13 protein-coding genes are annotated in these 14,212 nt (G+C 73.1%); 6 read left to right on the top strand and 7 right to left on the bottom strand.

Annotated elements, in window-relative coordinates; genetic code table 11:
* Nucleotides 1-51 precede the first annotated feature (51 nt).
* The 5 genes from ACIRR9_RS17280 to ACIRR9_RS17260 form a co-directional block, all read right to left on the bottom strand.
* Nucleotides 52-414 carry a hypothetical protein gene (locus ACIRR9_RS17280; protein ID WP_365338173.1) on the bottom strand — a complete coding sequence of 121 codons (363 nt, stop codon included), beginning with the start codon at nt 412-414 and terminating at the stop codon, nt 52-54.
* Between the two features lie 289 nt (nt 415-703).
* The gene (locus ACIRR9_RS17275; RefSeq protein ID WP_403752023.1) at nt 704-2,044 is read right to left on the bottom strand and encodes an AAA family ATPase; all 1,341 of its coding nucleotides are present in this window, start codon (nt 2,042-2,044) and stop codon (nt 704-706) included.
* Nucleotides 2,041-3,630: a hypothetical protein gene (locus ACIRR9_RS17270; protein WP_403752020.1), complete on the bottom strand. Its 1,590-nt coding sequence runs from the start codon at nt 3,628-3,630 to the stop codon at nt 2,041-2,043. Before ACIRR9_RS17270 ends, ACIRR9_RS17275 begins: the two co-directional genes overlap by 4 nt.
* The gene (locus tag ACIRR9_RS17265) at nt 3,621-4,796 is read right to left on the bottom strand and encodes a hypothetical protein (RefSeq protein WP_365338180.1); all 1,176 of its coding nucleotides are present in this window, start codon (nt 4,794-4,796) and stop codon (nt 3,621-3,623) included. Before ACIRR9_RS17265 ends, ACIRR9_RS17270 begins: the two co-directional genes overlap by 10 nt.
* Nucleotides 4,693-5,646 (bottom strand): phosphatase PAP2 family protein, encoded by a 954-nt coding sequence (locus ACIRR9_RS17260; protein ID WP_403752015.1) that lies wholly within the window; start codon nt 5,644-5,646, stop codon nt 4,693-4,695. Before ACIRR9_RS17260 ends, ACIRR9_RS17265 begins: the two co-directional genes overlap by 104 nt.
* A gap of 224 nt (nt 5,647-5,870) precedes the next feature.
* On the opposite strand from ACIRR9_RS17260, the gene ACIRR9_RS17255 reads away from it, so the two are divergent.
* Nucleotides 5,871-6,467 (top strand): histidine phosphatase family protein, encoded by a 597-nt coding sequence (locus tag ACIRR9_RS17255; protein ID WP_403752012.1) that lies wholly within the window; start codon nt 5,871-5,873, stop codon nt 6,465-6,467.
* A 259-nt stretch (nt 6,468-6,726) separates the two neighbouring features.
* On the opposite strand, the gene ACIRR9_RS17250 is transcribed toward ACIRR9_RS17255, so the two are convergent.
* Nucleotides 6,727-8,151, bottom strand: a complete 1,425-nt coding sequence (locus ACIRR9_RS17250) for a hypothetical protein (protein ID WP_403752009.1) — start codon at nt 8,149-8,151, stop codon at nt 6,727-6,729.
* A 255-nt stretch (nt 8,152-8,406) separates the two neighbouring features.
* Here ACIRR9_RS17250 and ACIRR9_RS17245 point away from each other — a divergent pair, with 255 nt between their 5' ends.
* Both ACIRR9_RS17245 and ACIRR9_RS17240 read left to right on the top strand, forming a co-directional pair.
* Nucleotides 8,407-8,811 carry a hypothetical protein gene (locus ACIRR9_RS17245; protein ID WP_403752006.1) on the top strand — a complete coding sequence of 135 codons (405 nt, stop codon included), beginning with the start codon at nt 8,407-8,409 and terminating at the stop codon, nt 8,809-8,811.
* A 36-nt stretch (nt 8,812-8,847) separates the two neighbouring features.
* Nucleotides 8,848-9,720, top strand: coding sequence for a spermidine synthase (locus tag ACIRR9_RS17240; protein ID WP_403752003.1), 873 nt, complete (start codon nt 8,848-8,850; stop codon nt 9,718-9,720).
* A 116-nt stretch (nt 9,721-9,836) separates the two neighbouring features.
* Here the strand turns inward: ACIRR9_RS17240 and ACIRR9_RS17235 are convergent, their stop codons facing one another.
* The gene (locus ACIRR9_RS17235; protein ID WP_403752000.1) at nt 9,837-10,358 is read right to left on the bottom strand and encodes a hypothetical protein; all 522 of its coding nucleotides are present in this window, start codon (nt 10,356-10,358) and stop codon (nt 9,837-9,839) included.
* A 98-nt stretch (nt 10,359-10,456) separates the two neighbouring features.
* Here ACIRR9_RS17235 and ACIRR9_RS17230 point away from each other — a divergent pair, with 98 nt between their 5' ends.
* The 3 genes from ACIRR9_RS17230 (at nt 10,457) to ACIRR9_RS17220 (ending at nt 14,155) form a co-directional block, all read left to right on the top strand.
* The gene (locus tag ACIRR9_RS17230; RefSeq protein WP_403751997.1) at nt 10,457-11,167 is read left to right on the top strand and encodes a response regulator transcription factor; all 711 of its coding nucleotides are present in this window, start codon (nt 10,457-10,459) and stop codon (nt 11,165-11,167) included.
* Entirely contained in the window at nt 11,164-12,615 is a 1,452-nt protein-coding gene (locus ACIRR9_RS17225; protein ID WP_260328292.1) for a HAMP domain-containing sensor histidine kinase, read from the top strand. The genes ACIRR9_RS17230 and ACIRR9_RS17225 overlap by 4 nt, the downstream gene beginning before the upstream one ends.
* Nucleotides 12,616-12,724: 109 nt before the next feature.
* The gene (locus tag ACIRR9_RS17220) at nt 12,725-14,155 is read left to right on the top strand and encodes a cellulose binding domain-containing protein (RefSeq protein WP_403751993.1); all 1,431 of its coding nucleotides are present in this window, start codon (nt 12,725-12,727) and stop codon (nt 14,153-14,155) included.
* Nucleotides 14,156-14,212: the final 57 nt, after the last annotated feature.

Below are 14,212 nucleotides of genomic sequence, written 5' to 3'. Positions count from 1 at the left end.
ATCTTGCCCGCCTGGCATATGCCGTCCGCCAGGGCCGGACAGCCGTCCGTGCTAGATCTGCTCGGGTCCCTGCCCTTCCGCACCCCTCAGCAGGTCCCGGCCGAACTCGACCATCTTCTTCGCGTAGTCCTCGGTCCACTCGGCCCGCTCGGCGATGTCGGCCGGGGTCAGCCGGTCGAAACGCCGCGGGTCGGCGAGTTGCGCGGCCGCCATGGCCTGGAACTCCACCGCCCGGTCGGTGGCCGCCCGGAACGCCTGGGTCAGCTCGGTCGCGCGCGCCAGCAACGCCCGGGGGTCCTCGATGGACTCCAGGTCGAAGAAGTGCTCCGGGTCGGCGACCGCTTCCACGGGCTCGAAGAGCAGGGGCGCGGGGCGTAGCCGCGGTTCGTTCCGACGCGGCGTGGGCTCCGCCATGTCTGGTCCTCCTCGTACGGTTCTACGGTTCGATGGCCACCGACCATTGTCTCGCGCCCGCGCAAGAGCACCCTGAGGCCGATGACTGACACTGCGCTCGCCCGGCCGCCGAGACAGTGCTCAGGGCCGCCAGGTCACCCGGTGTTCGGCCAGGTGGGCCAGGACCGCGTGGTTCGCCTCCCAGCCGTCCGGGGCTGTGACCATCGGCCGCCTCCGGCGGCGCGCCGGACTCCGTCCGGCGGATGGGGCGCGGCAGCCGAGGCCGGTCGGGCGGGCACCGAAGCATCGGTCAGGGCCGCCAGGTCACCCGGTGTTCGGCCAGGTGGGCCAGGACCGCGTGGTTCGCCTCCCAGCCGTCCGGGAACTTCACGAGCGTGCCCAGCTGGACCGGTTCCGTCGACGGGTAGTCGTCCAGGAGGTCGGTCACACCGGCCCGGCAGACCACGATGCAGGCGTGGCGGTGGCGGGAGGCCAGGACGCACAGGCGGCCCGTCTCCAGGTGGAAGGCGGTGGCGTCCGGGCGGCCGGAGAGCGGGTGCAGGACCACCGTGACGTCGTACTCGCGGCCCTGGAGCCGATTCGCCGTGTCGACCGTGACATCGCTCACGCCCAGCTCCGCCAGGGCCGCGCGGACCGCCGCCGCCTGGTCCCGGTGGGCCGTGCCGACCGCGATCCGGTCGGGGGTCAGGGGCGCGGGGTCGGGTGAGCGCTCCGAGGTCGCCGCGCCGCCCCGGTCGAGCAGCCGCCGTACGACCGTCGCCACCGCCCGGACCGCCTCCGGGTCGGTGCGCGGGGTGTGCCGGGCGGGCAGCTCCAGCAGACCCCAGCCGGACTCCGCCGCCTCGTCGATCACCCGGTCGGGTCCCGAGCCGTCGGACGGGACGGCGAAGGCGAGACTCCGGTCGCCGTGGCCGGTGCCGCTGCGGAACGGGGTGTACGGGTAGAACGCGCCGGAGACGAGCGGGGCCGCGGAGGCCGGCAGGCGCCAGGAGACCGGGAGGCGGTGCTGGGGGAGGCCCGGGTTGTGGGCCAGGAGCGTGGAGACGGCGGAGGCCGAGGGGTCGTACGACAGGCCCGCCCACTGCTCGCTGCCCACGATCGCGAACGGGTCCAGCTGGCCGGGGTCGCCCACGAACAGCGCCCGCTCGAACAGACCGGCCACGGCCAGCAGCGAGTCCGAGCGCATCTGGTACGCCTCGTCGACGATCGCGTGCCGCCAGGGCTCGTCCACCTGGACATGCGCCCACTTCGCGGCGGTGGACAGCACGACCGATGCCTCTCTGAGGTCGGCCGCCTTCGACGACTTGCGGACGTTCGGCAGATCGTCCAGCGCCTTGTCGTACGGGTCGGCGTCACTGCTGTGCAGCCGGCCGACGGGGAGCTCCGGGTTCTTCTCGGCGAGCCTCAGGACCAGGTCGTCGACCTGCGCGTTCGTCTGGGCGACCACCATCAGCGGGCGGCCCGCGTCGGCGAGTTCCAGCGCCGCGCGGACCACGAGCGTGGACTTGCCGGCCCCCGGCGGGGAGTCGACGACCACGCCACGGTCGGTGCCGTGCAGGGTGTCGTGGAGGATCGCGGCGGTGGCACGGGCGGCGGCCGTGCCCGGGTCGAGATCGACGTCGGTCGTCACAGCATGTCCTCCTCGGTCACCGTGTCGGCCGCCTCCTGCGCCGCCTCGCCCGGCGGCCCGCCGTGTGTCCACGGGGTCGCTTCCGGGTCGGGCAGCTTCGCCCCGCCGCGCTGCTCGTGTTCGAAGAGGGTGAAGGTGAGCCGGTCGCCCTGCTCCGGGACCGAACCGGGCTCCGGTTCCTTGCCCCGGCCCATCTTGTCCAGCACCCGCAGGACGACGACCCCCTCGGCCTCGTACCCGGCGAACTCCATGGACTGCGGCTTGCCGCCCAGTGAGCGGTAGGCCTTGGCCCGCTCGCCCAGCTGTGGCCGGTCCTCCGTGCGCACTGTCACCAGCGGGCGCGGGCTGGGCCGCTTGCCCTCGCTGTACGCCATGACGACATCGAGGACCTCGCCCGCGAACGCCTCCCCGGTCAGCCGCCGCCCAGCCATCACCAGCGGGTCGTCGAGCGCCTCCTGGGCGTCGAGGCGGGCCTGTTCGCGTTCGCGCGTGGCCAGTTTGTTCGCGGCGGTGACCGCGTCGTCGCGGCGCGGCTGCGGCGGCTCGCCGGCCACGACCCGGTCCCGGTGGCCGGTGAACGACCAGCGGTCGCGGGTCCACCGCTCCTCGGCCCGGACACCCTCCGGCAGTCGGTGCAGCAGGTCGAGGCCGCGCCAGACCGCGTCCCAGGTGGGCCGGGTCCGGCTCTCGACGAGGTCGCGGATCTCCCGTTCGGCGGTGGTGAGGATCGCCAGCCGGTCGTCGGCCTGGAGGCCGTCCTCGGCGGCGGCCAGGGCGGTCCGGGCCCGGTCGTAGCGCTCGAAGGCGGGGGCCAGCAGCTTGTTGTCGAACGCCGGGTCGGTGGCGGGCCCGGCCGGCGGGCACACCAACTGGCCGTCGGGGTCCCGCGCGAGCTCGGCCGTGCGCGCGGCCGCCGCGCCCGTGCTGCCCTGCGGGGGGTCTATCCAGGCGAGCAGCGCGCCCAGGTGCTGGTCCTCGACGCCGGACTGGCCGGTCGCCCAGTGCCGGGACAGCAGGTCCGTCATGGCGAGCAGCAGAGAGGAGCCGGGCACCCGGGCGCGCTCGCCGAAGTGGGTGAGCCAGCGGCCGAGCAACGGCACCCGGGGCGGCGCCGGGTAGGGCGCTTCGGGGTCCTGCTCGGCCGTGCGCCGGAACCGCATCGAGCGGCCCAGCAGCCGTACGTACTCGACGGCCGCGCGGCCCGGCACGATCAGCTGGGGGGCGTCCGCACACAGTTCGACCTCGACCTTGACCCGCTTGCCGGTCTCCGGGTCGGTCTCGGTGCGCTCGGCTGCCTCGACGTCGTCGGCGAAGGAGTCCAGGTACGGCAGAACGACGTCGGCGAGTTCGGCGAGGAAGGCGAACCGCAGGTCCCGGTCGCGCGGCTGGGGTACGACGAGCAGACGCGGCGCGTCCCGGTCGGTGCCGACCAGCGCGCCGAGCGGGGCACCGGCCTCACCGGCGGTGGTGAGCGGCACGAGGACGAGCGGGCGCTCGGACAGATGCCGGTGGCGGACGGTCGCGGCGGGCCGTGCGGTGCCCGTGCTCACGGCTTCGAGACGGGCGAGGGTGGTGATCAGGGACACGCGGCCCCCTGAAGTGCCTCCGCCCGCAGGGCCGCCGCCCTTCTGAGGGCCGCCACCGCCGGGTCGTCGGGGTCGCCGCTCTCGCCGCGCGCCGCCGACAGGACGTCCTCGACCGTGGTCAGCCCGCCCAGCTCGGCGCGGACCGCGCGACCGAGCGCGGTGACCTCGTCGGCCGCCTGGGAGCGCTGTCGGCAGTGGAAGGCCAGTTCGCAGGCGGACAGGCACTCGGGCGCGTAGGTCGCCGGGACGGCCTCCACGGCCGCCGTGAGCTGCTCGGCCGGCAGGTCCGGGGCGAAGCAGGTGCCCTCGGGGAGGGTGTCGGCGATGTCCTGGATGCGGGTGAGCCGGTCCAGCTGACGGGCGGTGACCGCGCGCTGCTTGCGGACGTCCACCGCGGAGGCGGTGGGCAGGTTGGAGAAGTCCTTGGGGCAGACCAGCAGCACGTCGTGGCGCACCCGCGGGGCCGGGTCGAGCCGGGCCGCGACCTTCTCCAGGGCCAGTACGTACACGGCCGCCTGCCGCGCGGCGGCGCCCACCTTCGCCGGGTCCGCCGAACCGTCCACCATCGGGAAGGACTTGATCTCCACGACCGTCCAGCTGCCGTCGGGGTGTACGACCACCGCGTCCGGCTCCAGGAACGCGGGGGAGCCGGCCACCTCCAGGGCCAGCATCGGGTGGTCGAACAGCGACCAGCCACCCGCTTCGACGGCCTCGCGCAGTGCGAGCGCCGTACGGGCCGTGCGCCCCTCCGGGCCGGTCGCGGACAGGTCGGGCACGGCGGCCCGCTCGGCCGGTTCGGCGCCCGGATCGAGGTGCCCGCGCACCAGCCGCAGCAACTCGGCCCCGCCGTCCGCCTTCACCTTCGCCTCGAAGGCGTTGCCCCGGGTCAGCGCGAACTGCGACTGGCCGAAGGCCGCCGGTGAGCCGAGGGCGCTCGCCAGCGCGGTCTTGTCCACCCCGGCCCCGTCCAGGATCGCCCGCCTGCGGCACCCCGGGTTCGCGGCGAGCGCCGCGAGGGCGCGCGCGTCGAGGGCCTTGGCGGGGACGTCGGGGCCGCGCAGCTCAGCGAGCTGTTGCCGGAGCGCCGTCCCCCGCGTCTGACGGGGAGGCGTCCGGTTCGGCTCCGGAGGCGAGCCGGGGCTCGCGCTGCGATGGAATTCGCTCACCCGCCGAAGTCTGGCATCCGCCACTGACAACGGGGGAATCTGCGCTCTCCGAGCGCGCTGTGACGAGGGAGGTGCCCGGGACGATCCGGACCCGGATCGCGTCCGCGACCCGCATCACGTACGGCGCGAGCAGGAACCCGGCGCCCATCACGGCGACGCCCGCGACCGCGTCCAGGAAGTAGTGGTTGGCGGTGCCCATCACGACGATCGCGGTCAGCAGCGGGTACGCCACGCCGAGTACCTTGGTCAGCCGGGAGTTGCCGTACCGCCACAGCATCACCCCGCACCACAGCGCCCAGCCGCAGTGCAGGCTCGGCATCGCCGCGTACTGGTTGGTCATGCCGCCCATCCCGCGCGGGGCGCTGGCCTCGCCGCCCCACCAGCCGTACGAGCTGTACTGGGCCATGGTGTCGACGAAGCCGTACTTCGCCTCCAGCAGCCGGGGCGGGCAGGTGGGCAGCAGGGTGAAGCCGATCAGACCGATGAACGTGGACGTCATCAGCCAGGTGCGGGCCTGCCGGTAGATCTCGGAGCGCTTGCGGAACAGCCAGACCAGGATCACCGGGGTGACGATGTAGTGCAGCGAGGCGTACCAGAAGTCGGCGGGTATGCCGAGCCAGGGCTCGCGGGTGAAGAGGCGGTTGAGCGGGTGCTCGGCGTTCAGGCGCAGGGTCTTCTCGACGCGCAGGATCGCCAGACCGTGGTCGACGGCGCCGGAGGTGTCCCCGCGTGCGAGGAGGCGGCCGGCCAGATAGCAGCCGTACACCAGCAGGATCAGCGGCAGCTCGGTCCACCAGCGCAGTCGGGTGCCCGAAGTCACCTCGGTGCCTGGTTTCTCGGTCTGCGGCATCCGACTGCCTCCCCCTTCTCGTCCAGTGTCTGCGCGGCGCCCGGCGGGCCGACCGTGACACTTTACGGTGTACGCGTGCCCGCCCTTGCGGGGTGCTCAGACCTCAAAGACGCGGGGAGCGCCCGCCGGGTTGCCCGTTCCCGGCGCGTTCCAGGCGCGTTCCCGGCGTGGGCGATGATGGAGGTGTCCCGCTTCCGAATTTCTCCCGAGAGGTTCTCCCGCTCATGGCACCGCGCATCCTGCTGGCCCGGCACGGACAGACGGAGTGGTCGCTGTCCGGCAAGCACACCGGCAGGACCGACGTACCGCTCCTGGAGGAGGGCCGGCGGGGGGCCAAGCTGCTGGGCGAGCGCCTGCACCGGCCGCCGTTCGACGGCCTGGCCGATGTCGAGGTGCGCACCAGCCCGCTGGCACGCGCGCGTGAGACGTGCGAACTGGCGGGCTTCGGCGACCGTGCGGCCCACTGGGACACGCTGATGGAGTGGGACTACGGCGGCTACGAGGGGCTGACCCCCGCCGAGATCCAGTCCGGTCGCCCCGGCTGGCTGATCTGGCGCGACGGCGTGCCCGGCGGCGAGACGCTCGCCGAGGTGACCGCGCGGGCGGACGAGGTGGTGTCCTGGGCGCGGTCGGCGGACCGGGACGTACTGGTGTTCGCCCACGGGCACATCCTGCGGTCGATCGGCGCGCGCTGGCTGGGCATGCCCCTGGACTTCGCGGCCCGGATCAGGCTGAACCCGACGTCGCTGTCGGTGCTGGGGTGGGCCTACGGAGAGCCCGCGATCGAGAGCTGGAACGATCTGGGGCACCTGGCTGGGTGACCCGGGGTGGGGGCTGGGCGGGGGTGGGGACGCTTACCGGCGCTCGCAGGGTGCCTCCCCCAGAGGGGGCCCCAGCCCACCCGTGCCGCCCTGGGGGCACCTTCCAGGCCCTTGAGGCACTGGGGGAGGCACGACTTCCCGCGACTGGAGAGAAGCGGCTGGGACAGCGCCCCGTCAGGGGCGCTGGGGGTACTCCCGGCCGAAGGCTGGGGGAGGAACTGCGCGACCAGCCCCCACCCACCCGCAGCCGAATGTCGGCCTACACACCCCTCGGCGTGGACGCATGCCGGTCCAGGAACTCCTGGACCCCGCTCGCCCGCCGATGCGGCAGCAGCACCCTCGCCGTGCCCGCCAGCATCCCCTGGATCCGCGACGACTGGACCTGGTCCAGCAGATCGAGCACCCGCATGCCGGCCATCGCCGCCTCGTCCGGCCGGCCGCCCCGCGCGAGGTCGTCGGCCAGTTCCGCCGTGTACAGCGCGATGTTCCGGGTGAAGTGCGGGTCCTGCAGGTCGGCCGCCCGGCGGGCATGGCGTGCGGCCCGCCGCCAGTCGCCCAGCGTGGACCAGCACTGGGCCTCCAGGCCCTCCAGCTCGGCCTCTCCGTAGAAGCTCATCCACTCGGGGTCGGCGTCCGAGTGGCCTCGCTCGAAGAGGGCCTGCGCCCGGGCCAGCGCCTGCTCGCAGCCGGTGCGGTCGGCGAGCCCCGCCCAGCCGCCCGCCTCGCGGAGCGCGAGCAGCGACATGAGCCGGGGCGAGCCCAGCGGCCGGCCGACCCGTTGCGCGGCCTGGGCCGCCCGCACCGCCTCCCGGGGGCGCCCGGCGTCGCGTGCCAGGAACGCCGTGTTGCAGAAGGCGTGCGCCTCCAGCCCCGGATCCCCGGTCATCCGCGCCGTCGCCAGCGCCTCCGCGTAGTGCGAGCGGGCGTCGTCGAAGCGGCCGGAGTCATGGGCCAGCCAGCCCACCGAGATGGCCAGCTCACCGGCGCCCGAGTGCAACCGCTCCGCGGTCGTCTGCCGGGTCGCGCCCGCGTCCAGCAGCGCGTACGCCGCGCGCAGCGGAGCCGCCGCGCGCCGGTACAGACCGTCCGCGCCGTGCCGGTCGTCGAGCAGCCGGATCCGGCGTACGGCCTCCTCCAGGGCGGCCGCGTGCGAGGACCCGGCACGGCGCACCGGCCGGTCCGCCGCGACGGCGTCGATCGTGAACTCCAGTGGGCCCAGCGTGGCGGCGGCCACGGTGGCGCCCCCGCCGGTCATGAATAGGCGACGCAGCACGTCGCTCTCCTCGTAGTTGTCGTGCGTCTCGTACGGGTCCTGCGGGTCATACGGCTCTACGGCCCCTTGCGTCTCACCCGTGGTGAGGGCGAGGGGCACGTCCTCCGGCGGCCGCGCCGCCCGTCCGCGTACGGACGAGCGGGGCGCGAAGCCGAGGTCGGCGAGCGTGCGGCCGGGGAACATGTGCAGGAACACCCGTTCGTACGCATAGTTCGGGCAGCGGATCTCACCCGCCTCGACCCGGCCGATGTAGCGCGCGTCACAGCTCACCCGCTCGCCGATCTCGCGGGCGGCACGCCTTACCAGCGCGGCGAACTCGGCCGGCGAGTGCCGGCCGCGCAGCTGCCTGAAGGCGAGGTTCGGCCGTACCGGCCGATCGGGCTGCGACGAGGTCGTGGTTGACGACGTCATGGCCGGGTCCTCTCGTGCGAACCGTCGAACCATGCCGGACTCATGGTGAGTTGTCCGTGTGGACCCTTGATTCCGGCGGGCAAGAACGTACCTGCTGTGTCGGACCCGTGACGCTGTGTTTGGCTACAAACCGGATATCTCATGCACGATCTGCCATGAACTGCCATCCTTTGCGGCTGACTTCCGCCGTAGCCGTTGACGAGGTGGCGCGTTGGACGTCATGGACTGCAAGAGGGCTGCGTGGTGGAGGCCGGGATGGAGACCAGCCAGAGCAACGATCCTTGTACGCCGTCGGTGACTTCGACGGCAGACGACGCGGGATGCGACCTCGTGACGGTGCCGGCCCGGCACGGTCTGGAGGCGGTCGACATCCTGCGCCGGGGGACCGGGGACGCGGTGGGGCCCGTACTCCACGACGACGGGGGCGGCACCCTCGGCTTCGTGGTGCCGGCCGGCACGGCGGCGGCCTGGGACGTCCCCGGCAGCACGTGCACGGAGACCGACGGGCGCGGGCTGCGGCTCAGCCCCGAGCCGCCGGTCGAGGGCTCCGACTGGCTGCTGCCGCCCGGCGAGGCCGACCTCGCGACGGACCCGGCGGTGCTGCGCCGGGCGCTGGGCGAGGCGGCGCGGCTGATCAAGGCGGCGGACAGCTGCCGCTGAATTTCCCGGGCGCCCGCCGCCTGGGAGAATGGCGGCGTGGGCAAGTCCAGGAACTCACGGCGCCGGTCGGCTGCCGCCGCCGAAGCCGTCGTCGAGGCCGTCGACGGCGGCCTCGCCCAGCTCATACCCGACCCCGACCGCGGCCGGGCCTGGACACTGCTCATCGACGGCGCCCCGCAGTCGCACGTCGACCTGGACGACCCGGCGTACCTCTCCTTCGAGTACCAGCGCCGCCTCGGCCATGTGATCGACCTCGTCGCCCCGCCGGGCCGGCCGGTGCAGGTCGTACACCTCGGGGGCGGTGCGTTCACGCTGGCGCGGTACGTGGCGGCGACCCGGCCCCGGTCCACCCAGCAGATAGTGGAACGCGACGCGGCCCTCGTCCAACTGGTGCGGCGGGAGTTGCCGTTGGATCCGAACGCGCGGATACGGGTGCGGTCCGTGGACGCCCGGGACGGGCTGGGGAAAGTCCCGGAGGGCTGGGCGGACCTGGTCATCGCGGATGTGTTCAGCGGGGCCCGCACTCCGGCGCATCTGACGTCCACGGAGTTCCTGGACGAGGTGCGCAGGGTGTTGAAGCCGGGGGGCGCGTATGCGGCGAACCTCGCGGACGGCCCGCCGCTCGCGCACCTGAGGGGGCAGATCGCCACCGCGGGGGCGCGGTTCGCCGAGCTCGCGGTGGTGGCGGACGCGGGGGTGTGGCGCGGCAAGCGGTTCGGCAACGCGGTGTTGGTCGCGGCCGACGTACAGCTGCCCGTCGGTGAGCTGACCCGGCGCTGTGCGTCCGACCCTCACCCGGGGCGGGTCGAACACGGGCGGGTGTTGAGGGATTTCAGCGGTGGGGCGGTTGCCGTGACCGATGCGGTGGCTGTGGCTTCGCCATCTCCGCCGCCTTCGGTGTTTCGGTGAGTCTGCGGGCCGGTGGGTGCTGAGCGCGCAGTTCCTACCCCCAGCCTTCGGCCGGGGGTACCCCCAGCGCCCCTGAAGCGGCGCTTCAGCCGGGGCTTCTCAGTAGGCGGGGGCGCTCAATAAGTCTGCACCTGCACCTGCGGCGCGCTGTCGTGCCAGGTGCAGAACACCGACACCCGGTCCGTGCTCCTGGCGAACTCGATGCGGATCCAGGTCTCCGTCTTCCACACCTGCATCGACCAGCCGGTGCCGGGGGTGGCGGACACCAGGGTCGCGCTGGTGTCCCCCAGGTCGAACACCGCCCGGCCGCCGTTGGTGTCGTAGGCCTTCACCTGGCCCGACGTGGTGGCGGAGGACGGGCTCGGGGTGGTCGTCGGGGTGACGGACGGTGTGGCGGCGGGCGTCCTCGACGGACGGGGGGACGCCGAAGGCGACGGACTCGGCGGGCGGGACGTCGGCGATGCCAGCGGCTTCGAACCCTGGGTCGTCGGGGCGTCGTCCGTCGCCGTGATCGGCAGGGCGCGCGGCGGGTCGTAGGCCGTGCCCGCCATCACCGTGTGGACACCCCACCACGACAGCGTGGCCGCCGCGCTCGTGGCGAGCAGCCAAGCCAGTACGTGTACGAGTCCTCTGCGCATCGCGGGCCATACTGCCTCAGGGGAACCGCCGTGCGCACTCGCCCCGAGTTATCCACAGGCCCCGACCGGCAATGGCCGCATGGCGTACGGTGCGGCGCATGGCAAGTGTGCTCGTGGTCGAGGACGACCAGTTCGTACGCTCGGCGCTGATCCGGCAGCTGGCCGACGCCTCGCACACCGTGCGCAGTGTCGGTACGGCACTGGAGGCGCTGCGCGAAGTCGCCCATTTCCGTTTCGACGTGGTCATCCTGGACCTCGGACTGCCGGACCTGGACGGCTCCGAGGCCCTGAAGATGCTGCGCGGCATCACCGACGTACCCGTCATCATCGCGACCGCCCGCGACGACGAGACGGAGATCGTCCGGCTGCTCAACGCCGGTGCGGACGACTATCTGACCAAGCCGTTCTCCGTGGAGCACCTGTCGGCGCGGATGGCCGCGGTGCTGCGCCGGGCGCGGTCCGGCGGGGGCGAGAAGGCGCCGTCCAGCGTGCTGCGGGTGGGCGGGCTGACCGTCGATCCGCTGCGCCGCCAGGCCGAGTTGGACGGGATGCGGCTCGACCTCACCCGGCGCGAGTTCGATCTGCTGGCCTTTCTGGCCCGGCGGCCCGGAGTCGTCGTGCCGCGCAAGGAACTGCTGGCGGAGGTGTGGCAGCAGTCCTACGGCGACGACCAGACCATCGATGTGCACCTGTCGTGGCTGCGGCGGAAGTTGGGGGAGACGGCGGCTCGGCCGCGCTATCTGCACACCCTGCGCGGGGTCGGCGTGAAGCTGGAGCCGCCGGGTGCGGAAGGGGGGCCGGTCCGATGAGATGGGCACTGGTCAAGGTCTGTCTGGCGGTGACGGCGATGGTCGTGGTCGCCTTCGCCGTTCCGCTCGGTCTGGTCGTCAAGGAGATGGCCCGCGACCGCGCCTTCTCCAATGCCGAGCGGGAGGCGGCCGCCGTCGCCCCGGCCCTGTCCATCACCACCGACCGGGACAAGCTGGAGCGGGTGGTGGCCTCGGCCGGCGCCGACCGGGGCATGGCCGTGCACATACCCGCGACCGGGGGCAGTCCCGCCGTCGACATCGGGCGGCAGCGCGCCGCCGGCCGGGACATCGCGACCGTACGGAAGCTGGGGCGGGCCTCCACGACCGAGGTCGACGGCGGGTCCACCCTGCTGCAGCCGGTCGCGCTCAGCTCCGGCGCCATCGCGGTCGTCGAGGTCTATGTGCCCGAGTCCGAGGTGACCCACGGCCTCTCCACGGCCTGGGCGGTGCTCGCCGGCGTCGGCCTGGCGCTGATCGTCGGCTCGGTCGCCGTCGCCGACCGGCTGGGCGTCCGGATGGTGCAGCCCGCCCAGCGGCTGGTCGAGGGCGCCCACGAACTGGGGGAGGGCAAGCTCGGGGCGCGGGTGCCCGAGGAGGGACCCACCGAACTGCGGCTGGCGGCGGTGGCGTTCAACTCGATGGCCGATCAGGTCGTACAACTGCTCGCCAACGAGCGGGAGCTGGCGGCGGATCTCTCGCACCGGCTGCGGACCCCGCTCACCGTGCTGCGGCTGAACGCCGCCTCGCTCGGGGACGGGGCCGCCGCCGAACAGACCCGGGCCGCCGTCGCGCAGCTGGAGCGCGAGGTCGACACCATCATCCGTACCGCGCGGGAGGCCAAGCCGCAGACGGCGGCCGTCGGACCGGGTGCCGGGTGTGACGCGGCCGAGGTGGTGCGGGAGCGGATGGGGTTCTGGTCGGCGCTCGCGGAGGACGAGGGCCGCAAGTGGCGGGTGGCCGGGGCCGACCGGCCGGTCCGCATACCCGTCGCCCGGGCCGACCTGGCCGCCGCGCTCGACGCGCTGCTCGGCAACGTCTTCCGGCACACCGCCGAGGGCACCGCCTTCGCGGTCGACGTGCACAACGCGGAGGACGCGGTGATCGTGCTGGTCTCGGACGCGGGGCAGGGCATCCGGGACCCCGAGGCGGCGATGGCGCGCGGGCGGGGGTCCGGGGCGGCCGGGTCGACCGGGCTCGGGCTGGACATCGTGCGCCGGCTCGCCGAGTCCACGGGCGGGGACGTGCGGATCGGCTCGTCGGTGCTCGGCGGGACCGAGGTGCGGATCTGGATCCAGCTGGACGGCGGGAAGCCCGAGCGGAAGGGACACCGGGGGGCGGTGCGCCGACGCCGTTCGCGCAGGCAGCCGGGGGAGACGGGCAGGAGCGGAACCGGGGAACCACCGGAAGAAATGGTCTCTACCTTTAATCGGTCCCGATCCCTTCCTTAAGCGCACCCTAAGGTCTTCAACGACCGTCCCTATCAAGCCGTTTGTCCGGTTCCCGATCGCTAGCGTGCTGCCTCCCACCCCCCTCTCAGCAGGTGAAGGCAGGCAGCGGATGAGCACGCACCGGCGCAGAATCAGCAACAGGAGCAAGGCGATCGGCGGTCTGGTCGCGGCGGCCGTCGTCGGCGGCGGCGCGATCATGTTCAGCGGCATCGCACAGGCCGCCGGCGTCGGCGCCGTGTACTCGAAGACCAGCGACTGGTCGAGCGGCTACAGCGCGCAGTACGTCGTGACGAACAACAGCGGTGCGACGGAGAAGAGCTGGACCCTGGAGTTCGACCTGCCGGCCGGAGCGAAGCTCAGCTCGCTGTGGAACGCCGAGTCGAGCGTCAGCGGTCAGCACGTCACCGTGAAGCCGGCGAAGTGGGACACGGACGGTCTCGCGGTCGGAAAGTCGGTCACCGTCGGCTTCGTCGTCAACGGCAGCGGGGATCCGACCGGCTGTCGTATCGACAACGCGAGCTGTTCGACGGGCGGCACCCCCACCCCCACCCCCACACCGACTCCGACTCCGACTCCGACTCCGACGCCCACCCCGTCCCAGAGCACCGGCACGGGCACCGGATCCGGGTCCGGGTCCGGCACCGCGACCTCCGCCGCCTTCGCCCCGTACGTCGACACCTCCCTCTACCCGGCGTTCGACCTGCTCGCGGCCGCCGACGCGACCGGTGTGAAGAACTACAACCTCGCCTTCATCACCGACGGCGGCGGCTGCACGCCGAAGTGGGGCGGGGTGTCGGACCTGTCCAGCGACGGCGTGGCCTCCCAGATAGGCGCCCTGCGTGCCAAGGGCGGTGACGTCCGGGTCTCCTTCGGCGGCGCCTCCGGCTCCGAGCTCGCCACCACCTGCTCCTCGGCGGACGCGCTATCGGCGGCGTACGGCAAGGTCGTGGACGCGTACAACCTGACCAAGGTCGACTTCGACGTGGAAGGCGGTGCGCTGCCCAACACCACGGCGAACACCAACCGCGCGAAGGCCATCGTCAAGCTCCAGGCGAGCCACCCGAACCTGAACGTCTCCTTCACCCTCCCGGTGATGCCCGACGGACTCACCCAGGACGGCGTCAACCTGGTCTCCAACGCCAAGGCCAACGGCGTGAAGATCAGCGCCGTCAACATCATGGCGATGGACTACGGCCCCGCGTTCAGCGGCGACATGGGCACCTACGCCATCCAGGCCGCCACCGCCACCCAGGCCCAGGTCAAGAGCGTCCTCGGCCTCTCGGACTCCGCCGCCTGGAAGGCGGTCGCGGTCACCCCGATGATCGGCGTCAACGACGTCTCGTCCGAGGTCTTCAAGGTCGACGACGCCGGCCAGCTGGTCGACTTCGCCAAGTCCAAGGGGATCGGCTGGCTGTCGATGTGGTCCGCCACCCGCGACAAGCAGTGCGCCGGCGGCGCCAAGTCCACCGCGGACGCCACCTGCAGCTCGATCGTCCAGGACAAGAACGCCTTCGCCAACGCGTTCAAGGCGATCGGCTGACCGCACCGCGGATGCTCCGATGTCACAACCGGCAGGGCTGTCTCGTCCCAGGTCCCG

Origin of the sequence: Streptomyces sp. NPDC101234, from assembly GCF_044767525.1 — a bacterium.
Taxonomy (GTDB): Bacteria; Actinomycetota; Actinomycetes; order Streptomycetales; family Streptomycetaceae; genus Streptomyces; species Streptomyces sasae.
The sequence above is the reverse complement of the archived record's forward strand: the minus strand, read 5'-3'. Positions and strand labels throughout refer to the sequence as shown.